Annotated in this window: 21 protein-coding genes; 3 read left to right on the top strand and 18 right to left on the bottom strand. The window is 65.5% G+C overall.

Annotated elements, in window-relative coordinates; all coding sequences use genetic code 11:
- Nucleotide 1 precedes the first annotated feature (1 nt).
- The 6 genes from rsmH to dksA all read right to left on the bottom strand — a co-directional run bounded on the left by rsmH (nt 2) and on the right by dksA (nt 6256).
- A complete protein-coding gene (gene rsmH / locus M2282_RS14210; RefSeq protein WP_280809416.1) occupies nt 2–925 on the bottom strand; it encodes a 16S rRNA (cytosine(1402)-N(4))-methyltransferase RsmH in 924 nt (307 codons plus the stop codon).
- Between the two features lie 8 nt (nt 926–933).
- Nucleotides 934–1362, bottom strand: coding sequence for a division/cell wall cluster transcriptional repressor MraZ (mraZ, locus tag M2282_RS14205; protein ID WP_280809415.1), 429 nt, complete (start codon nt 1360–1362; stop codon nt 934–936).
- A 271-nt stretch (nt 1363–1633) separates the two neighbouring features.
- On the bottom strand, nt 1634–2962 hold the full coding sequence (gene hslU / locus M2282_RS14200; protein ID WP_280809414.1) for an ATP-dependent protease ATPase subunit HslU: 1329 nt from the start codon (nt 2960–2962) through the stop codon (nt 1634–1636).
- A 2-nt stretch (nt 2963–2964) separates the two neighbouring features.
- Entirely contained in the window at nt 2965–3510 is a 546-nt protein-coding gene (gene hslV, locus M2282_RS14195; protein ID WP_042578379.1) for an ATP-dependent protease subunit HslV, read from the bottom strand.
- Nucleotides 3511–3562: 52 nt separating this feature from the next.
- Complete coding sequence (locus tag M2282_RS14190; protein WP_280809413.1) at nt 3563–5233, bottom strand: STAS domain-containing protein; 1671 nt, start codon at nt 5231–5233, stop codon at nt 3563–3565.
- 48 nt (nt 5234–5281) lie between these two features.
- On the bottom strand, nt 5282–6256 hold the full coding sequence (gene dksA / locus M2282_RS14185) for an RNA polymerase-binding protein DksA (RefSeq protein ID WP_280809412.1): 975 nt from the start codon (nt 6254–6256) through the stop codon (nt 5282–5284).
- 380 nt (nt 6257–6636) lie between these two features.
- Here dksA and M2282_RS14180 point away from each other — a divergent pair, with 380 nt between their 5' ends.
- A complete protein-coding gene (locus M2282_RS14180) occupies nt 6637–8145 on the top strand; it encodes a YdgA family protein (protein ID WP_280809411.1) in 1509 nt (502 codons plus the stop codon).
- Between the two features lie 254 nt (nt 8146–8399).
- On the opposite strand, the gene M2282_RS14175 is transcribed toward M2282_RS14180, so the two are convergent.
- A complete protein-coding gene (locus M2282_RS14175) occupies nt 8400–9206 on the bottom strand; it encodes a DUF1266 domain-containing protein (protein WP_280809410.1) in 807 nt (268 codons plus the stop codon).
- 3 nt (nt 9207–9209) lie between these two features.
- Entirely contained in the window at nt 9210–9731 is a 522-nt protein-coding gene (locus M2282_RS14170; RefSeq protein WP_280809409.1) for a hypothetical protein, read from the bottom strand.
- A gap of 197 nt (nt 9732–9928) precedes the next feature.
- Here M2282_RS14170 and M2282_RS14165 point away from each other — a divergent pair, with 197 nt between their 5' ends.
- Nucleotides 9929–10489, top strand: coding sequence for a hypothetical protein (locus M2282_RS14165; RefSeq protein WP_280809408.1), 561 nt, complete (start codon nt 9929–9931; stop codon nt 10487–10489).
- A gap of 303 nt (nt 10490–10792) precedes the next feature.
- On the opposite strand, the gene M2282_RS14160 is transcribed toward M2282_RS14165, so the two are convergent.
- From M2282_RS14160 to M2282_RS14130, 7 genes are all read right to left on the bottom strand, one after another.
- Nucleotides 10793–11851, bottom strand: coding sequence for a CobW family GTP-binding protein (locus M2282_RS14160; protein WP_280809407.1), 1059 nt, complete (start codon nt 11849–11851; stop codon nt 10793–10795).
- A gap of 84 nt (nt 11852–11935) precedes the next feature.
- Nucleotides 11936–13156 (bottom strand): class I SAM-dependent rRNA methyltransferase, encoded by a 1221-nt coding sequence (locus M2282_RS14155; protein WP_280809406.1) that lies wholly within the window; start codon nt 13154–13156, stop codon nt 11936–11938.
- A 14-nt stretch (nt 13157–13170) separates the two neighbouring features.
- The gene (locus M2282_RS14150; protein ID WP_280809611.1) at nt 13171–14088 is read right to left on the bottom strand and encodes a tyrosine recombinase XerC; all 918 of its coding nucleotides are present in this window, start codon (nt 14086–14088) and stop codon (nt 13171–13173) included.
- Between the two features lie 120 nt (nt 14089–14208).
- Entirely contained in the window at nt 14209–14844 is a 636-nt protein-coding gene (locus M2282_RS14145; RefSeq protein WP_280809405.1) for a YdcF family protein, read from the bottom strand.
- Entirely contained in the window at nt 14841–15536 is a 696-nt protein-coding gene (locus M2282_RS14140) for a DUF484 family protein (RefSeq protein WP_280809404.1), read from the bottom strand. Before M2282_RS14140 ends, M2282_RS14145 begins: the two co-directional genes overlap by 4 nt.
- A complete protein-coding gene (dapF, locus tag M2282_RS14135; protein WP_280809403.1) occupies nt 15533–16417 on the bottom strand; it encodes a diaminopimelate epimerase in 885 nt (294 codons plus the stop codon). Before dapF ends, M2282_RS14140 begins: the two co-directional genes overlap by 4 nt.
- 48 nt (nt 16418–16465) lie before the next feature.
- Nucleotides 16466–17131, bottom strand: a complete 666-nt coding sequence (locus M2282_RS14130) for a hydrolase (RefSeq protein ID WP_280809402.1) — start codon at nt 17129–17131, stop codon at nt 16466–16468.
- A gap of 181 nt (nt 17132–17312) precedes the next feature.
- Here M2282_RS14130 and M2282_RS14125 point away from each other — a divergent pair, with 181 nt between their 5' ends.
- Nucleotides 17313–18224, top strand: a complete 912-nt coding sequence (locus M2282_RS14125; RefSeq protein WP_280809401.1) for a LysR family transcriptional regulator — start codon at nt 17313–17315, stop codon at nt 18222–18224.
- An 18-nt stretch (nt 18225–18242) separates the two neighbouring features.
- Here the strand turns inward: M2282_RS14125 and M2282_RS14120 are convergent, their stop codons facing one another.
- The 3 genes from M2282_RS14120 to M2282_RS14110 form a co-directional block, all read right to left on the bottom strand.
- On the bottom strand, nt 18243–18872 hold the full coding sequence (locus M2282_RS14120; RefSeq protein WP_280809400.1) for a 2-hydroxychromene-2-carboxylate isomerase: 630 nt from the start codon (nt 18870–18872) through the stop codon (nt 18243–18245).
- 519 nt (nt 18873–19391) lie between these two features.
- Complete coding sequence (locus M2282_RS14115; RefSeq protein WP_280809399.1) at nt 19392–20120, bottom strand: anti-sigma factor; 729 nt, start codon at nt 20118–20120, stop codon at nt 19392–19394.
- Entirely contained in the window at nt 20117–20641 is a 525-nt protein-coding gene (locus tag M2282_RS14110) for a sigma-70 family RNA polymerase sigma factor (RefSeq protein ID WP_280809610.1), read from the bottom strand. Before M2282_RS14110 ends, M2282_RS14115 begins: the two co-directional genes overlap by 4 nt.
- Nucleotides 20642–20681: the final 40 nt, after the last annotated feature.

Below are 20681 nucleotides of genomic sequence, written 5' to 3'. Positions count from 1 at the left end.
GTCAGTTGGCCTCGGTGCGCTCGGCCACGCGCAGGATCGCGCTGCGCGAACGCGGATTGCCGCGCACTTCGTCTTCGGACGGCTTGATGCGCTCGAGCGCGTTGAGCTTCATCACCTTGGGCGCAGCGAAAGGCGCCCGGCGGTCGTAGACCTCCTTCGAGTGCCTGGCGATGAACTGCTTGACGATGCGGTCTTCCAGCGAATGGAAGCTGATCACCGCGAGCCGGCCGCCGGGCTGCAACACGGACAGGCTCGCCTCTAGCGCCTGTTGCAGCTCTTCAAGCTCGGCGTTGATGAAAATCCGAAAAGCCTGAAATGTGCGCGTTGCAGGGTTCTGGCCCTGCTCGCGGGTTTTGACCGTGCCAGCCACGAGCTCGGCCAGTTCGGTGGTGGTTGAAATTGCGCCCCGTTCTTGTCGGCGAGCAACAATCGCCTTTGCAATCTGAACAGCAAACCGTTCTTCGCCATAGTCACGGATCACCTCTGCAATCTGCTGAAGTTCGGCTGTTGCCAGCCACTCGGCCACGCTCTCGCCGCGCGTGGTGTCCATGCGCATGTCGAGCGGGCCGTCGAATCGAAAACTGAAGCCGCGCACCGGGTTGTCGATCTGCGGCGAACTCACGCCCAAGTCCATCAACAAGCCGTTGACGCTCGCATCGGGCAGCTCGCCCAGCGAACGGAATCCCTGGTGCCGGATAGAAAAACGCGCATCCGAGATGCGCGCTGCTTCGGCCACTGCTTCCGCATCCTTGTCGAATGCGATCAGCCTGCCTTCCGGCGCCAGCCGCGCGAGGATCGCCCGCGCGTGCCCTCCCCGGCCGAAAGTTGCATCGACATAGGTGCCGGTCGCCGCCGTGCTGCCGGAAAGAAGGGCTTCCACCGCTTCGTTCAGCAAGACGGTCGTATGGGTCCATGGGGTGTTCACGTGAGTCCTCAGAACGCGAAGTCCTGAAACACATCCGGCATCTGACCCTGGGTGGCCTCGGCCTCCTTGGCCTCGTAGGTGGCCTTGTCCCAGAGTTCGAAGTGGTTGCCCATGCCCAGCAGCAGGGTGTCGCGCGCGATGCCGGTGGCGGCGCGCAGCTCGGGCGAGACCAGAATGCGGCCGGTGCCGTCCATCTCGACGTCCATCGCGTTACCGAGGAAGACGCGCTTCCACCACTGCGCCGACATCGGCAGCGCGGCGATGCGCTCGCGGAATTTTTCCCATTCGGGACGGGGGAACACCATCAGGCATCCGTGCGGATGCTTGGTGATCGTGAGCTGGCCGCCTGCCGTTGCGCTCAGGACGTCACGGTGCCGGGTCGGCACGGAGAGCCGCCCCTTGGCATCCAGACTGAGCGATGAAGCGCCTTGAAACACGACCACAAACCCCTGTGATGGGAGGTGCTGCAATGCCCGAAAGAGGCACTACCCGCACTTTTTCCCACTTAACTGCACTTTTTTGCACTGTAGCAGGAAACACTGGGGGCGCAACTGGCCGTTGGTGGTATTTTTTGTAATGGAATCAACGACTTAGCGCCGATTCCAAAACCTCGGAATCGGCGAATTTCGTTGAAAATTAAGCACTTAGCTCACGCAGTGAAAGTGATGCGTGAAGGATTCCCGCCGTTACAGGGGAAGAGAAGCGGCTTCAGAGGATGAAGCGTGAAAGGTCTTCGTCGTGACTAAGTGCCGCAAGGCGCTCGTCGACATAAGCGGCATCGATGCGGATCGTCTGACCTTCGATGCGGGCCGCGTCGAAGCTTACCTCATCGAGCAGGCGCTCCATCACGGTCGACAAACGGCGCGCGCCGATGTTCTCGGTGCGCTCGTTCACCTCGAACGCAATGCTTGCCAGGCGGGTCACGCCGTCGGGCTGGAAATCGAGCGTCACGCCCTCCGTCGCGAGCAGCGCCTGGTATTGCTTCACGAGCGATGCGCGGGTCTGCGTGAGGATGCTCTCGAAGTCGGCGATGGACAGCGACTGCAGTTCGACGCGGATCGGAAAACGCCCCTGCAGCTCGGGGATCAGGTCGCTCGGTTTGCTCAGGTGGAACGCGCCGCTCGCGATGAACAGCATGTGGTCGGTGCGCACGACGCCGTACTTGGTGGTCACGGCCGTGCCCTCGACCAGCGGCAGCAGGTCGCGCTGCACGCCCTGGCGCGACACGTCGGAGCCCTGCGATTCGCTGCGCGTAGCGACCTTGTCGATCTCGTCGATGAAGACGATGCCGTTCTGCTCGGCGTTGGTGATGGCCTGCGCGCGGATCTCGTCCTCGTTGACCAGCTTGGCCGCCTCCTCGTCGATCAGGAGGCGCAGCGCCTCGGCGATCTTGAGCTTGCGCGTCTTGCGCTTGCCGCCGCCCATCTGGCCGAACATGCCGCGCAGTTGCTCGGTCATCTCCTCCATGCCGGCGGGGCCCATGATCTCCAGCGGCGCACGCGTTTCGGCGAGGTCGAGTTCGATCTCCTTGTCATCGAGCTGGTGCTCGCGCAGCTTCTTGCGGAAGGCCTGGCGCGTGGGGTTGGGGCCATCGATGGCCGGAGTCGTGCCATCGGCGCCGCGCGCCGGGGGCAGCAGCACATCGAGGATGCGGTCCTCGGCGGCGTCTTCCGCACGCGCACGCACCTTGGCGCTTTCCGATTCGCGGGTCTGCTTGACAGCGATTTCGGCGAGGTCGCGGATGATCGAATCGACGTCCTTGCCGACATAGCCCACCTCGGTGAACTTGGTCGCCTCGACCTTGATGAAGGGCGCATCCGCCAGGCGCGCGAGGCGGCGGGCGATCTCGGTCTTGCCCACGCCCGTCGGGCCGATCATGAGGATGTTCTTCGGGGTGATCTCGCTGCGCAGCTTCTCGTCGACCTGCTGGCGGCGCCAGCGGTTGCGCAGGGCAATGGCCACGGCGCGCTTGGCGGCCGGCTGCCCGACGATGTGGTTGTCGAGCTCGGAGACGATTTCCTGGGGGGTCATGGACATGGTCAGAGCGCTTCCACCGTGTGGTTCATGTTCGTGTAAATGCAGATTTCTCCGGCGATCGCCAGCGATTTGCGCACGATCTGCTCGGCCGAGAGGTCGGTGTTGTCGATCAGCGCCTTGGCCGCCGACTGCGCATACGCGCCGCCCGAACCGATGGCGATCACGCCGTCTTCGGGCTCCAGCACGTCGCCGTTGCCGGTGATGATGAGCGAGGTGGTGGCATCCGCCACGGCCAGCATGGCCTCCAGCTTGCGCAGCACGCGGTCGGTGCGCCAGTCCTTGGTGAGCTCGACGGCCGCACGGGTCAGGTGGCCCTGGTGCTTTTCGAGCTTGGCCTCGAAGCGCTCGAAGAGCGTGAAGGCGTCGGCGGTGGCGCCGGCAAAGCCGGCCAGCACCTTGCCGTGATAGAGCCGGCGCACTTTGCGCGCCGTTCCTTTGATGACGATATTGCCGAGAGTGACCTGCCCGTCCCCGCCGATGGCGACCTGGTCGCCTTGGGGGGTCTTGCGGCGCACGCTCACGATGGTGGTGCCGTGAAACTGTTCCATCGAAGCCATCTGGGGATGGCCCAAGGCAATGCAACCCCGAAACAGGGCCGTTTCAGTTCTTTCGGATCGCTACGGTGGCGTGATCGGCAATGCCCACCAACCCGAAAAGCGCGGCGATCAGCCGGTTCGCATCGACGAACTGCACCCGCTCGCCGTTGGCGTCCCGTGTCCGCACCCAGCTCAGCAGCGTGCCGGCCGCCGCGAGGTCCATGCGCAGCAGCGCCGCGCACGAGATGACGGGCGCCGTGCTGTGCCGCAGGTCGGCGTCCAGCCGCTGCCAGGCCGACAGCGACTCGCCCCGCAGGTCGCCCGCCAGTGCGGCGAAGCCGGTGTCGTGCGTCGGGAAGCTCTCGGATTCAGCGCTCGAGAGCAGGGACCACACCGAGTTGCTGCGGCTCGGCGGCGGCGCGGCGAGCGCGGTGCATTCGCCGACCGGGTCCTGCCAGGACGGCGGCGACACCTCGTAGGTGATGCAGTAGTTGAGCGCCACCAGCTCGAAGTCGTCGGGCAGGTGCATCACGCGCAGCGCGGCCAGGTGCAGCTGCCACCAGACGTCGTCGGTGCCGCGTTCGTTGTTGGGAGCGGCCTCGGCCAGCACCGCCAGCAATTGCGCAGTGCCGATGAAACGCAGCTTGACCGGTGAATCGGCCCAGTGGGTCAGCAGCACGCGCAGCGGCGCGGCAGCTTCCGGCTCGATGGCGGTCAGCGAGCGCCAGTCGAGCGTCCAGACCGACCCGGCCTGCGACAACGCGCGCGTGAGGCCCATCAACCCTTCGCGGGCCAGGCGCGCGGGGCTGTTCCAGTCGGCCAGGGCGCCGCCCTCGCCGCCCTGCTCGGCCTCTTCGCTGGCGGTCACCGCCTTCACGCTGCGGGCCAGCTCCTCGAACGACACCCAGTCCGGGCCCATGCGCTTCATGCGCTGCGCGTAGCGCATGCGGGCGGCCGCGAACTTGGCGGCGTCGCCGGTGGCGCGGTACAGGTCGAACAGGGTGCGCCAGCGGCTGTCGTCGCGTTCGGCCGCGGCGTCGTGCTCGCCATCGGCGGCCGGGGTGCTCTCGGAGGCCAGCGCCTGCAGCAGGATCGCCTCGGCGCCGGTGTCGTCGCCATGCGCAAAGCGGATCACCGCCTCTTCGAGCGCGCCGTCGTGCGCCAGTCGGGAAGACAGCAGTGGCGATGCACTGCCGGCGCCTTCCGCCGCACCCGCGGCCTCGACGGGCGCCACGGCCACGGCCGCGACCGTGCGATGCACCGGCGGCGGCTCGAGTAGGTCGTCGACATGCACCGGCGGCAGCGTCTCGGCACCGGCATCGGGTGGTGGATTGACCAGCGTTTCGCCGTTCGGGCCCCGGCCCTTCCACCACTGCTGCGACATCTGCTCTTCGATCTCGTCGATCTTCTTGAGCGTGAGCGCGCGGCCCTCGGACTTTTCCGAAGAGCTGTTGATGTTGAACGACGACGGCGTGACCGTCCCCTCGAAGGCGTGGGCCGCAGCCTCGCGCTGGCGGAGCTTGCGCAGCATGTCGAACTCGCGCCGGCGCACGAAATCGTTGCGCTGGCGCCGCTCGATCATTTCCTTGAGCATCTCCCGGCTGTAGGTCTGCTCGGGCAGCGAGGAGTCCGACGTGGTGGAGGAAGGCGCATCCAGCTCCGACCAATCCTTGAGCGGATTGCGGACAAACTTGGCCACCTTCGAAAAAAGGCGGCCCGATTCTTCCTTTGGCATTCGGCGAAGACTATCGAACGAACTGGTTTCTTGCTACCGCGATTCCGTTCAATCCCCGAACATTTTCTGCTTGAGCTCGCGGCGCTGCTGCGCCTCGAGCGACAGCGTGGCGGTCGGGCGGGCCAGCAGGCGGCCGACGCCGATGGGTTCGCCGGTCTCGTCGCAGTAGCCGTAGTCGCCGGCGTCGATGCGCTGGATCGACTGCTCGATCTTCTTGAGCAGCTTGCGCTCGCGGTCGCGGGTGCGCAGTTCGAGGGCGTGTTCTTCCTCGATGGTGGCGCGGTCGGCCGGATCGGGCACGACCACCGTGTCTTCACGCAGGTGCTCGGTGGTCTCGCCGGCGTTTTCCAGGATGCCGCGCTTGAGTTCGACGAGCTTCAGGCGGAAGAACGCCATCTGCTTTTCGTTCATGTACTCGGTGTCGGGCATCGCGATGACTTCGGCATCGGTCAGCTCGGCCGGCGTCTTGGTCTTCCAGTTGTTCGCGAGCTTGGGGTCTTTCTTGACGGCCAGCGGCGGCGGCGGCACCAGCGCGGTGGACGGTGCCTGCGAGAAGCTGGACTTGGCGGCGGTCGACGCCACGGACTGCGGCATCGAGGGAACGGTCAGTTGCGACAGCCGGGACACGCGGCCCCCACGCGCGGCGGGAGCGGGCGTGGCGGTTTGAGCGGGCATCGAAGGTGTCGCCGGGGCGGAAGAGGAGGCGGCAGCCGTTTTTTTCATGGGAATCGGGGAAGCGGAAGGAACGGCAGCAGGGCGGCCGACGGGTTTGGATGACGATGAACCCGTGCCTGCGGTCTTGGTTGCGGTTGCAGGCTTGGCGGGCTGTACGGACTTCTTTGTCGCAGCGGTGGCGGCCTTGGCCGGTGATGCTGCGGGCTTTTTGGATGCGCTTTTCTCCTTCGTTGCAGGGGCTTTCGCGGTGGCGGAAACCTTTTTCGCCGCGGGTACAGCCTTCGCAGCCGTCGCCTTCTTAGCGGCGGGCTTGGATGCTGGCGTGGCCTTGGCGGCGGGTTTCTTCACGGTGACTGGCTCCTTGGACGAACTGGAACGCGCTTTCACTGGGTGTCTCCTCCCATGGGAACCACTCGCGGCTTTCGTGCCGCGCGGGCTCCACGTTGTCGGGGTGTTCCGCGGGTTGCGAACCCCGGGGTTATACCCCCGAAAGCCCTGCAAGAACCTGCGGCGCCCCGCGCCGGAAGCCACATCCCATCGATCGAACGGGGCATGGCTTGCGGAACAGGCGCGCGATTGTATAGAGAACTCGAAACCGCGGGCGATGTGTCTGCGTGACCTTCGTCTCCGTTAGCATCGGCCGGCGTCGCCGGAGGGGGTGGCGCCGGCCCGCCTTGCCATCAGGGCTGTGCGGGCCCATCCGATCATTCGATAAAAGAAAGCAAGTCTTGAGCAAGAAAGCAGTTCTGGGAGCCGTGGCCGCGGCCATCGTCGTCGCCTACGGGGGGAGCACCTGGTGGACCGGATCGAAAGTCCGCTCGATCTACGACACCGCACTCGACGAGATGCCCAAGCAGACCGCGCTGGTCCGCGTGATCGAGCGCAATTACGACCGCAGCTTCTTCGGCGCCGTGAGCACCGTCACGCTGGAAATCGGCTGCGCGGCCGATGCCGCCACCGCCCCCGCCGTCGCGCAGGCACCCGCCGCCAAGCCCGCCGAAGGCGAAGAGGAGCCGGACGAGGACAAGGACGAAGCCGACAGCACCCCGCCCAAGCCGCTGCGCCTCACCTTCCGCGACACCATCCACCACGGCCCGTTCGCCGGCGGCACGCTCGCGGCGGCCACCATCGACAGCGAACTGGTGCTCGACATCAAGGCGCAGGCCGAAGCCGAGAAGTTCTTCGGCAAGGCCAAGCCCCTGACGGCGTTCACCAAGGTCAACTTCGACGGCAGCTACGCCATCGACATGGCGGTCGCGCCCGTCAAGGTGGCCGAAGAAGGCAAGGGCCAGTTCACCTGGCAGGGCGCGCAGGCCCACATCGAGGTGAACGCCCCGCGCACCAAGGCACGCTACGACATGACGCTGCCAGGCCTGGACTTCAACTACGCGGCCAAGGGCGTGCAGGTCAAGATGGGCAAGATCACGGCCAAGGCCGACATGGACAGCAGCGCGGGCTGGATCCTGGTCACCGGCAAGACCGAAGGGCGCCTGGACACCTTCGAGTTCTCCGCCACCAAGGGCCTCTCGGGCAGCGTTGATGCCGACGCGCCGGCCGGCACGCACAAGCCCGTGAAGGTGCTGCTGCAGAACATCGACCTGAGCGGCGAAGCCACCATCAAGGACGGCCTCTACGCCTCGGAAGGCACCCTCAAGGGCCAGGGCAAGATCGGCGAGACCAGCATCGACAAGTTCGAGATGAGCAGCGGCGCCCGCCGCATCCACGCCGCCGGCTACAGGAAGCTTGCCGACGCCTACCTGCAGTCCACCGCCCTGGCCGGCTGCGGCAAGAGCAGCAGCAAGGCCACGCAGGCCGCAATGAAGGCCCTGGCCGACCAGCTCGCCCCGGATCTGAAGGCCATGGCCAAGTACAGCCCCGAATTCGGGCTGGACAAGATGGTGGTCGAGATCGGCGGCAAGCGCGGCGAAATCAGCTACACGGCCGGCATGGTCGGCGTGACCGACGAAGATCTGCAGGCCCCGGGCATGGCGCTCCTGATGAAGCGCGGCGTGCTCAAGGCCAACGCCCAGCTGCCGGTGCAATGGCTCGAACAGATCGCCGCCACCGGCGCCGAGAGCGGCCAGACGCCGCCGCCCGAAATGGTGGCGGGGCTGGTCGAGCAAGGCGAGGCCAGCGGCTTCGTCAAGCGCGACGGCGAACATGTCACCGGGCAGGTCGAGTTCAGCGAAGGCAGCCTGAAGGTCAACGGCAAGCCGCTGAACGCGCTGGGCAAGTAAAACCCCGCCAAAGCGACAAAAAAAGGCGCTGTCCCTTCCGGGGCAGCGCCTTTTTTTATGAGTCTGACCCGTCCTGAATGGGGTTGTCGGTGATAGATCAGTAGAAAAATGCGACCTCAGCTACAAGCAGGTGTCAGGGTTTTGCACAGCCGCTGCTTAACGTGAATGCTGTTATTGATGGCTTTGAACAGCTCTTCAGCGCCGGCTTCGCCCATGCCGAATCCTGCGCCTAGTTTCTGCGGCCACCCAATAACTCACAGGGGAGACAGCACCCAGGGGCTCTTTTCATCGGTCATAAGATCTTCGGCAATACCGATAATCCCGCCTAATGTCATATTTTGACCTGCCCAACTGGCCCGGCCAATGATGTAGCTCTTTGCAAACTGTGGCCACGACGAAAAATTCGAACACAATTCTGCATCGACATTCGCAAGAATTTTGTTGAATTCACTCAACCCGATGTACTTGCAGTCCAGTGACATCCTTGCAACAGTGACGAGGCGACCGAGATCCCAGGCAAGTATTCCAGCGCTGTAATCCTTGGGAAGATACGAGCCATTAACTTTGTCTTCGAGAAGACGAAAAACCGACCGCAGATTCTCCAACATCTCCATGGCCCCTTCCAAAGCCGGGAAAACGAGATCTTTTTCCTCGCACGGCCCCTGCGCATTAATTTGCTTGCGCACCGTTTCCGGGGAACCGTATCGACCACTGGCTATCAATGCCTCGAGAACCTCTTGGCGCCCCTCTCCTGAAGCACCATCGCTGTAAACTCGAAAAACAATGTCGTAGAAAAAGCGATGGCCGTAGCGACCGAGTGACTCCAGAGTTTCAGCCGCCTCTTGAGGCGAGCTTATGCCCCAGTGCGAGCCAAGCCCCTCCGCGAGCGTATCGTCAGACAGTCCAGTTGTGTAACTGTCGCAATACGCCATGAGCTGCTCGGAGTTGATGAGCCCAGCTTTGAGCGCTCGCTGCGCTACCGGGTCCACTGCGGCTCCACTGGGGCAATTTCGGTATTTTTTTCCAGAAACTATCTGGAATAATTTCTTCAAGAACCTCATGAATTATATTTTCCTGAAGGCGGCGTTAATGGCGCGATGCTTGAGCGCATTCACCAGAACATCAAAATCTGAATCTTTTGCCATGTGGATGGCATCGAACTCGTATTTTTTGGGCGCCATTGATGGTGCATTAATTTCCACTGTTTTTTCTGCGCTCGATGTGGAGGTTTCCGGAATATCCGTGACGGTGACCTTATCGATTGCGTCATAGCTCACAGTGGTCAGTACGCCAGCGAATTTCTTAACGGTGGTGAAAGACATGCTTTTCTCATCAAGAACAATGCTCGCTCCCCGACTGTTGGCAGCACGCTTCTCGAAAAGCGCTCCAACGGTAAGATAGGTGGCATAGGCCCCGAATAGCATGAGAATGCCATTGGCCACGCCTGTCGGCAGGTGAAGCCGCAGGGTTCCAATTTTAAGATCGGAAATTGGATAAAAAATTGCGGCAATGATGATTGCCGGACCAATAAGGCCGAAAACGTACTCAAGAATCGAGTATTCCATTTTATAATTAATGGTCTGCATGCAACATATTTCCTTGTAGCTTTAGTTTGACTGGGCGGTTGGTCCGGTAAGTAGGTAGTCGGTCCTGCAAAATCCATCCAACCCCGCAGACTAATGTAACAAAACGCGTCAGGGCGCAGTCAGACTGCCCCTTGCCAAGGCTCATGTCGGCGTAGCGCCAGACAGTGGTCGACTGCTTCACATCTCCCTGCTCATCCATGACAGCAAGACAATCCGTGCGCAACATGTGCATCGCGATGGCAGCGAGCTCAATCCTGGCTGCTTGCGGTTCGCGCGATCCCCAGGCGCCTGAGCAAACGCCGCCCGCGCCTGTTGCCTACAACGCGGTGACACTGCCGCCAGTCGTGTACGGGCATTACCAGGGGCGCCAGATGTCTGAATCCGATGACGCGTGCGGCGTGCCGGACCCGTTGCGTCAGGCGGTGCAAGATCAGTTGAAGGCGCGGTATGAAGTTGTGCTCCCTGTGCCGGGTACCGGTAGGGAAGCCGCCCCTTTGCTGAAGATCGAAATCATGGACATCGTGACCGTCAGCGCCGGCGGCCCCACGATCGTGGCCATCCATGCGGTGCTGGAACGACCGGGAATGCCAGCTGCGCAATTCAAGGGCCTGCGCCAGATGCACACCCGAGCCTCTGATATCACGGCGGAGACCACCGAATGCAGCTCAATGGATGCAGTGATTTACGGGTTGGGCGCAGACGTTGCGAAATGGATGCTTGAGCCGGTAGACGGCGTGTCTCTGGTGAATGGGGAATGAGCCCCCCTGTGAGAGCTTCATCTCGGCTTCCCATGCCAGTCCGATCAAAAAATCCTCGTCTGTGACGGTGCCTCTAACCCTGAGCAGAAGATCAACGCCGTCCAGGCGGGTTCAACCGGTCGTCGCAACACCGGATGGTCCAGCGGTCCGTGCAGATCGACAACCAGGAGAGACCGCACCAATCTCTAAATTGAAAACGCCCGATGAGGTTCATCGGGCGCCTATTGCCGGCTGGATCAAGCCGGCTCCGTGTCCTTCATAGGTGTCAACCTATAGCAGGACGGGTCAGTCAGCAAGCGGCAGTCAGACCAGGCACTGCTCCAGACCCTGTTCCAGGATCTCCCGCGGCAACTCGATGCCGATGAACACCATGCGGCTCTGGCGGTTTTCGTCCTTGCCCCACTCCGGGCCCAGGTCGCTGCCCATCAGCTGGTGCACGCCCTGGAAGATCACCTTGCGCTCGGTGCCCTTCATGTTCAGCACGCCCTTGTAGCGCAGCATGCGCGGGCCGTAGATGTTGACGATGGCACCCAGGAAGTCCTCGAGCTTGGCCGGGTCGAAAGGCCGATCGGCCTTGTAGACGAAGCTCTTCACGTCGTCGTCGGTGTGGTGATGGTGGCCGTGGCCTTCGTGCTTGTGCGAGGGGTGGTCGCACGCCTCGCCATGCGCGTGGTCATGGTCATGGTCGTGATGATCGTGGTCGTCTTCCTTCAGGAAGTCGGGGTCGATGTCGAGCTTGGCGTTCAGGTTGAAGCCGCGCAGGTCGAAGATGTCCTTGAGCGGCACGTCGCCGAAGTGCGCCTTCTGCTGCGGCGCGCGCGGGTTCATGTGCTTGAGGCGGTGGATCAGCGCCTCGGTCTCCTCGGCCGACACCAGCTCGCTCTTGCTGATGAAGATCTGGTCGGCAAAGCCCACCTGGCGGCGTGCTTCCTGGCGATCGTTGAGCTGCTGCGGCGCGTGCTTGGCATCGACCAGCGTGAGGATCGAGTCGAGCAGGTAGCTCTCGGCGATCTCGTCGTCCATGAAGAAGGTCTGTGCCACGGGGCCGGGGTCGGCCAGGCCGGTGGTCTCGATCACCACGCGGTCGAAATCCAGCAGGCCCTGGCGCTTCTTGGCGGCCAGCAGCTGCAGCGCTTCGCGCAGGTCTTCGCGGATGGTGCAGCAGACACAGCCGTTGCTCATCTGGATGATCTGCTCCTTGGATTCGGTCACGAGGATGTCGCTGTCGATGTTCTCTTCGCCGAACTCGTTCTCGATGACCGCGATCTTCTGTCCATGGGCCTCGGTCAGGATGCGCTTGAGCAGCGTGGTTTTGCCCGAGCCGAGAAAGCCGGTGAGGATGGTCGCGGGAATGAGGGCCATGAGGGGTGCTCCGGAAGCGGAAAACTAAAAACGGGGGTTGGCCGGCAGTTTAGCCAATGCCACTGAGTTGCGTTGCCGATGGGGTCAAGCGGGTTTTTTCACCACCACCAGCCCCTTCAGATACTCTCCCTCCGGGAATTCGATGGTCATCGGGTGGTCCGGCGCCGCGCCCAGTCGTTCGCTGATGTAACCGTCCACGTGCGCGTCCAGCCCGGCCGAGGCCACGATCTTGTGGAACAGGTCGGCGCCGATACCGCCCGAGCACGAAAAAGTCAGCAGCACGCCGCCCGGCTCCAGAATCTTGAGCGCGAGGCGGTTGATGTCCTTGTAGGCGCGCGCGGCGCGCTCGGCGTGCGCCACCGTGGGAGCGAACTTCGGCGGATCGAGCACGATCGCGTCGAAGGTGCGACCCTGCTCGATGAACTCGCGCAGCACGGTGTTCACGTTGGCATCGAGAAACTCCGTCTTCACGCCCGAGCCCTCGCCGCCAAAACCGTTGAGCGCGACGTTGGCGCGCGCGAAGTTCAGCGCCGGCTGCGACGAATCGACCGACACCAGCTCGGCGCCCTCGAGCGCATCTGCCGCCTTGAGCCCCGCCAGCGCCGCGACGGTGAAACCGCCCGTGTAGCAGAAGCAATTGAGCACGCGCCGGAAGCGCCGGTGCTTCGCCAGCTCCGCAAAGCGCTGGCGACTGTCGCGCTGGTCGAGGTAGAAGCCGGTCTTGTGGCCGGTCGCGATGTCGAGCGAGAGCTTCCAGTCGTGCTCGCGAATGGTGATGCCGGTGGCGCCCTCCCCGCGCAGCCAGCCCGTGACCGGCTTCAGGCCCTCGCGCTCGCGGCCGCTGGCATCGGAGCGCTCGTAGAGCTTGGTGAGGCCCGTGGCCTTGAGCAGCGCATCGGCGAGCGCGTCTTTCCAGCGCTCGACGCCGGCCGAGAGGAACTGCGCCACCAGCGTATCGCCGTAGCGGTCGACGATCAGCCCCGGAAGCCCATCGGCCTCGCCGTGCACCAGCCGCACGCCGTCGCTCTGCAGGTCGAAGAGACCGCGGGCGCGCACGGCGCGTTCGCACACCGATGCGAGGAACGCCGCGTCGATGCGCTGCGTTTCGACGAAGCTCCAGGCCCGCGCGCGGATCTTCGATGTCGGGCTGAATGCCGCCCAGGCGAGAAAGGCGCCGTCGTGGGATTCCACGCGCACCGTCTCGCCCGAATCGGCGCCGCCGCGCGCGATGGCGGATTCGAAGACCCAAGGGTGGCGGCGCTGCATCGAGCGCTCTTTGCCGGGTTTGAGACGAAGGGTTTTCATTGTTCTTTGCTTGTTTACTTGTCGTTCTCGGGCTTGGCCTTCGCGCGCGGATGCGCGGCGTCATAGGCCTTTGCCAGATGCTGGAAATCCAGCCGTGTATAGATCTGCGTGGTCGCGATGTTGGCGTGGCCCAGCAACTCCTGCACCGCGCGCAGATCGCTGCTGGACTGCAGCACGTGGCTCGCGAACGAGTGCCGCAGCATGTGCGGATGCACAGGCGCCGCGAGGCCGGCCTTCAGGCTGCGCTCGCGCAAGAGCTTCCACACCGCCTGCGACGACATTCGCGCGCCCTTCGCGCTCACGAAGAGCGCGGGCGCCTGGCGCTCGCCGCGCACCTCGAGCCACTCCTGCAGCGCCTCGGCCGCCTTGCTGCCCACCGGCACGATGCGGCGCTTGCCGCCCTTGCCGAGCACGTTGGCCTCCATCGCGTCGAGATCGACCCAGCCCAGCGCGGTGTTGCTCGCCTGCGCATCGAGCCCCGTGAGCTCGCTCACCCGCAGGCCGCAGCCGTAGAGGATTTCGACGATGGCGCGGTCGCGCGCCTCGGTCCACGGGTCGGCGTCTTCGTCGTGCAGCTCGGCCAGTTGCACCGCATCGTCCACGCCCAGCGCCTTGGGCAGCGGCCGGCCGGCCTTGGGGGCATGCACGTCCTGCACCGGGTTGAAGCCGATCAGCCCTTCATGCCCGAGCCAGCGATAAAAACTGCGCCAGCACGACAGCACCAGCGCAATGCCGCGCGGCTCGCGCCCGGCGCTGTGCAGCTTGGCCATCCAGCGGCGGATGTGGGCGGTCTGCACGCGGTCCAGCGGCAGATTGGCCTCGGCCGCGTTTTCCTTCAGCGCCTGCAGGTGAAAGGCGTAGAGCTCGACCGTGCGCGCCGCGAGCCGGCGCTCCACGCGCACATGCTCCAAATATTTTTCGATCGAGTCCATCTCGTTCAAGCGGATGCCTGTACGCGGAATACCGCGGAACCGGCTTTGCCGGGCCGCTGGTATTGCCCCCGGCGAGGGGGAAGGAGAAGCGACACGAAGTGCGCGAAGCCTGGGGGAGTGCTAGAACAAGTAACCATGGCCGGCATTGTTGATGATGGCTGCCGGCTCGCGCAATGCGCCCTTGAACAGCATGCCCCAGCGCCGCCAGCACGAGGTGGGCGCGGCGGCGTACTGCACGTCGAAGGCCTGGTCGAAACCGCTCATGTGCACCAGTCGCTCGATGCGCCACAGGTGGTACGGCTCCGACACGATGACCACGCTGCGCACCCCGGCGGACTGCAGCAGCGGCCGCGAGAGCGACAGGTTCAGCCGCGTGGAAGTCGACGCGGGTTCCAGCAGCATCGGCCCGGCAAAACCCAGGCCCAGCGCGTGCGCGTGCATCACGTCGGCCTCGATGCGGCCGTCTTCCTTGTCGACACCGCCGCTGAACACCAACTGCTTCACGCCGCCCGCCTGCGCCAGCGCGATGGCCGTGTCTACACGGCCGGTGAGGCAGGGATTGGGCTTGCCGTCCAGGTAGGCGCGGCTGCCCAGGACCAGCGCGGCATCCGCCCCGCGCTGCGGCGGATGGCGCAGCACCCCGTCCGCATGCCGCCAGATGACCGCGGCGATGGCCACATAGACCAGCGCCACGGCCAGCGTCGCACTGAAAAGCGCCACCTGCCAGGGCCGGCGCAGCCAGCGCGGCCGGTTCAAGGACGCAGCCGCGAGAGCCCGCCCGAGGCCAGCTCGGCGATGCGCTCCAGAAAGTCGGTGCCCATCTCGGCGTTGAAGCGCTGTGCGTCGGGCGACGCCAGCACCAGCAGGCCGAAGGCCGGCGATTCGGCATCGGCGCGCAGCGGAATCAGCGCGATCGACATCGCCGCCTGCGGCTCCGGCAGCCAGTTGGCGGCCTCGAAGCCCGAGTTCAGGCCGCAGTACGGCGAAGTGAGCGAGGTGGCCAGCGCCTTCACGTCGTCGCTCACCCACTGGGCATAGGCTTCGTTCAGGTATTCGCTGCTGCAGTCCCACACCTTGATGGCCGTCTGCGGCACCAGGAACAGCGACTGCAGGTCGACCGCGATGCGGTACGGCAGGCTGCGCGGGTCGCGCGTGGTCAGGAGGCCCTTGGTCCAGCGCTGCAGCCGGTCGGCGATGACGACGTTTTCCGTGCCGTGGCGCACCATGTCCATCAGGCGGTGCTCCAGCGCCTTGATCTTCTCGCGCAGCATCTCGGCCTGGCGCTCCTGCAGGCTCACGGCGCGGTTGCCGTGGGGGCTGGTGAGCTGCACCTGCGCCAGCAACTGCGCATGGCGCTCGAAGAAGTCGGGCGTGTTCGCCAGGTAATTGGCGATGTCGTCTTCGGTGATCGGGTTCATGGCGTCGTTGTCGTGAGTGGAATTGGTCATGGCTTTTCCGAAATATCGGGCACGTCGATGTCGCCCTCGAACACCGTCGTGGCCGGACCCGTCATGAGCACCGGCTGGCCCTCGCCCTGCCATTCGATCGTGAGAATGCCGCCGTGCGTCTGCACGTCGACGCGCCGCTCCAGCAGCCCGAGCCGGATGCCCGCCACCACCGCCGCGCAGGCGCCGGTGCCGCAGGCCAGCGTTTCGCCGGCGCCGCGCTCGAACACGCGCAGCTTGATATGGGAGCGGTCGAGCACCTGCATGAAGCCCGCGTTCACCCGCTGCGGAAAGCGCGGATGGTGCTCGATCTGCGGGCCCTGCTCGGCCACCGGGGCGGTATCGACATCGTCGACCACCTGCACCGCATGCGGGTTGCCCATCGACAGCACCGCGACCGCAACGATGGGGCTGCCGGCCCGGGTGCCCAGGGCGAGATGCCATTTTTCCCATGAACCATCGGGCTGCGCATCGAGCCCGGCGGTGTCGAAAGGCACGCGCGCGGCCTCGAAGATCGGGGCGCCCATGTCGACCGTCACCCGGCCGTCGTCGCCCATCCGCGGCTGGATCACGCCGGCCAGCGTCTGTACCCGCACTTCGGACTTGTCGGTGAGCTTGTGCTCCTTCACGAAGCGCATGAAGCAGCGCGCGCCGTTGCCGCACTGCTCGACCTCGCCGCCGTCGGCGTTGTGGATCACGTATTGAAAGTCGATGCCTTCGGCCGGCGACGGGCGCACGGTGAGGATCTGGTCGGCGCCGACGCCGAAATGGCGGTCGGCCAGGAAGCGGTACTGCGCGGTGCTGAGGCCCAGCGTGCCGCGCGTTTCGTCCAGCACGACGAAATCGTTGCCGGCCCCCTGCATCTTGGTAAAGCGGATTCGCATCGGGGGATTATCGCCACCGGCACCGCGCCCGACGACCCGGCCTGCGGATCAGCCTTCGTGCGCGCCGAACATCGTCTTCGCGTAGGTCACGCCCAGGCCATAAGCGCCGCCCACCTTCCTCGCGATGCCGGTGGTCAGCTCGTAGGTGTCGCCGCGGGCCCAGTCGCGCTGCAGTTCCAGCAGGTACTGCAGCGAAGTCATCGGCCGCGCGCCGGCCTGCACCATGCGGTCCATCGCGCGGTTGTGCGCTTCGGTCGAGACGTCGCCGCAGGCATCGGCGATCACGTACACCTCGAAGCCCTGGTCCAGCGCCGACAGCGCCGGGCCCACGATGCACACGCTGGTCCACAGGCCCGCCAGCACGATGCGCGGCTTGCCGATGGCGTTCACGCGGTCGATGACGGCGGCGTCTTCCCAGGTGTTCATCGAGGTGCGGTCCAGCATCTTCTGGCCCGGGAACGCGTCGGCGATCTCGCTGAACATCGGGCCCGAGAAGCTTTTTTCGGCCACCGTCGTGAGGATGGTCGGCACCTTGAAACCGGCCGCCGCCTGCGCCACCAGCGCCGCGTTGTTGCGCAGGTTCACCGCGTCGATCGAGTGCGTGGCAAAGGCCATCTGCGACTGGAAGTCGATCATCACCAGCGTGTGGTCGGCGGGGGTCAGCAGCTTGGAGCCGGCGGTTGCGGTGGCGGTGGGGGTGGCTTGGATGGACATGAAAAGGCTCCTGGGGGTTAAACGGACAATCGATTGAATTCACAATTGCTTTCGGAGGGAATCTCCTTGGCATGGACTGAATCATCGAGCCCTCGATGCCCGTCATCGGCGAAACTTTTCACTCTCAATGATCGAAGTTTTCGATCCTCTCTTTTCACCCCTGTTCACCAAGGACCACCGCGTGCTCAAACTCAGCCTGGAAGCCATCGAGGTCGTCGATGCCATTGCGCGCCACGGCTCCTTCGCCGCCGCCGCCATGCGCCTGAACAAGGTGCCCTCCACCATCTCCTACGCCGTCGGCAAGCTCGAGGAGCAGCTCGGCATGCTGCTGTTCGAGCGCAACGGCCCGCGCGTCACCCTCACGCCCGTCGGCGAAGAAATGCTGAAAGAAGGCCGCTGGCTCCTGAGCGCCGCGAGCGACCTCGAATCGCGCATGCGCCAGATCGCCACCGGCTACGAGTCGGAGCTGCGGCTGGTGCACGACTCGCTCATTCCCACCGAGGCGCTCATCAGCGACATCCGCGCCTTCGAAGACCTGCGCTGCGGCACCCGGCTGCGCGTGGGCTGCGAGGCCCTCACCGGCAGCTGGGAGGCGCTGCGCGAAGGCCGCGCCGACATCGTCATCGCCGCGGGCGAAGGCCCGGCGGGCGGCGGCTACCAGGCGGCGACCGTGGGCAGCCTGGAATTCGCGTTCTGCGTCGCGCCCACCCATCCGCTCACGCGAGTGGGGCGCCCGCTGGAGCGCGGCGACCTGCTCGACTGCAACGCCATCGTGGTGGGCGATTCGGCCCGCACGCTCTCGGACCGCACCGTCGGGCTGCTCGCCGGCCAGCCGCGCATCACCGTGCCGTCGATGGCCGCGAAGGTCGCCTGCCAGGTGGCCGGCCTCGGGCACGGCTTTCTGCCGCGCGCCTGCATCGCGAACGAGTTGGCGCGCGGCACGCTGGTCGAACTGCCGACCCAGGAGCCGCGCGCGCCCGAGGTGTTCTGGCTCGCGTGGAAGACCGGCGCGAAGGGACAGGCGCTGCGCTGGTGGCGCGAGCGGATGAACCGCACGCTGGTGCCGGCGCTGCTGCCGCGGTCGTTTATTTGAAGGCGACCGCCCGGGCGTTCAGCGGCCGGCGCGCAGCTTGTCCAGCGCCCTGTCGAGAAACGCCAGCCGGTCCTGTCCCCAGAACCGCTCACCGTTCAGGATGAAGGTCGGCGCGCCGAACACGCCCGCTTCCACCGCTTCGGCGCTGTTCGCGCGGTACACAGCCAGCGTCTCGGCCGACTGCTCCAGCGCCTGCAGCAGCGCGCCGTCGTAGCCGTTTTCGTTGGCGACCGCGATGCGCACATCGGCCTGCGAGGTGTCGCGCTCCTCGGCCCACAGCGCGCGCAGCAGCGCATGCGAGAGCGGCTGCGCATCGAACCCCTTGAGCTGCGCGGCGATCACCATCCAGCCCGGGTACTTGTTCCAGTTCGGATCGCTGGGCGCGCCCTTCGGGTAATGCGCGGGTTCCAGGTTCATTGGCATGCCGAGGTACTCGCTCCAGCGCGCCAGCTCGAGCGCGTGGTACGTGCGGCGCGGCTCGGGGCGCGTCTTCAGCGGAATGCCGCCGGTCTGCGGCACCACCGCCTGGAAGTCGTAGGGCTTGAGCGTGAGCCGCACATGATGGCGGCGCACGATGTCCTGCAGTTGCGGGCCGCCGAGGTAGGCCCAGGGGGAGGAGAGGCTGTAGTAGCAGTCGAGGGCGGTCATGAGGCGAATTATCTGCAGCGCATGTGCGCGTCCCGTGTCAGCCATCGCCCCAAGGCCTGTCTGTCTTTCTCCCTCCCCTTCCGGGGGAGGGTTGGGGTGGGGGCACGACGGCATTGGATGAAGCACTGCACCGAACGAACGCCGCTGGCCCCCATCCCAGCCTTCCCCCGGAAGGGGAAGGAGCAATGCGGGCCCCTTGTCGGCCGTGGCCCCAAGGCTTGTCTTTCTCCCTCCCCTTCCGGGGGAGGGTTGGGGTGGGGGCACGGCGGCATTGGATGAAGCACTGCGCCGAACGAACGCCGCTTGCCCCCATCCCAGCCTTCCCCCGGAAGGGGAAGGAGCAATGCGGACCCCCTGTCGGCCGTGGCCCCAAGGCTTGTCTTTCTCCCCTCCCCTTCCGGGGGAGGGTTGGGGTGGGGGCACGACGGCGGGTGATGAAGCATTACGCCGAACGAACGCTGCTTGCCCCCATCCCAGCCTTCCCCCGGAAGGGGAAGGAGCAATGCGGGCCCGCCGCCGCTACATCACCTTGACCGCGCGCCCGATGAACTGGATCGGCCCCGTCGGCCGGTCGGTCGGCGAACCGTTCTCTGGCTCCAGCGTCAGCTCGAACAGCTGATTCGGCTCCAGCGGCGGCAGCTTGTCGATGGGGATGCGCAGCGTCTGGCCCTGCTGCTTGACCAAGCCGAGCGACACCGGCCCGCGCCACTGGTCGGCCTTGGTCCAGAACTGCAGCGTCTTCTGCGGCGGCACCTCGAAGGTGCCCAGCGGCACGAGGTTGAGCTGGCGCGACGAATTGGCCTGGATCACCCAGCCAGGCGACTTGTTCTCGGGCGCGACCAGCACCACCATGTACTGCGTGGCCGGCGGCGCTCCGACGCGCGTGACCACCACCGCCAGCAGCAGCGCCGCCATGGCGAAGCCGCCCGCGGCCAGCCCGCGCCAGAGCTTGAGGTTGTTCCACCAGCCGGCGACGCCCGCGGCCTGCGCCTTCTTCGACGCCCGGCCCAGCCCATCGACGCTGCGCTCGATGCGCGTCCACAGCGAAGGCGACGGATCGGCCGGCTCCACCAGCGCGATGAGCGGCTGCAGCCGCGCCTCCCAGGCGCGCACCGCTTCGCGCAGCGCCGGTTCACTGCGCATCCGTGTCTCGACCGCCGCGCGTGCGGTGGCCGAGAGCGTGCCCAGCACGTACTGGCCTGCGAGCCCGTCGATGTCGTTGATGTCTCTGTCTTCAGCGCTGCTCATCCCATGCACTCCCGCAACGCGCGCATGCCGCGCTGGATCCAGGCTTTCACCGTGCCCAGCGGCGTCTGCAGCCGCTCGGCGATTTCGCCATGCGAGCAGCCTTCGACGTACGCATAGAGGATGCAATCGCGCCGCGCCGGCTCCAGCCCCGAGAGGCAGCCATGCAGCTTGCCCAGATCGGCGCGCAGCTCGAACGGATCGCCCGCCGCCGCATACGCCGCGAGCGAGGCTTGGTCGTCGACCGCAACGGCTGCGTCTTCGTCCAGGCTCACCTGCCGCGCGCCGCTGCGCACCATGTTCAGCGCGGCGTTGCGCACCACGCTGTAGACCCAGCCCCGGCCTTCGCCGAGCGCGGGGTTGAAGCTCTCCGCGCGCTGCCAGATGCTGATGAAGGCATCGTGCAGCACGTCTTCGGCCTGCTGGCGCTGGCGCACGATGCGCAGCGCCACGCCCATCAGGTACCGGCTTTCACGCTGGTAGAGCTGCTGCAACGCTGTACGGTCGCCGCGGGCACAGGCCATGAGCGCGGCGTCGTAGTCGAAGGGGGCGGTGGATGTAGGG

It is taken from the genome of Variovorax boronicumulans (assembly GCF_029892485.1).
GTDB lineage: Bacteria > Pseudomonadota > Gammaproteobacteria > Burkholderiales > Burkholderiaceae_C > Variovorax > Variovorax boronicumulans_B.
The sequence above is the reverse complement of the archived record's forward strand: the minus strand, read 5'-3'. Positions and strand labels throughout refer to the sequence as shown.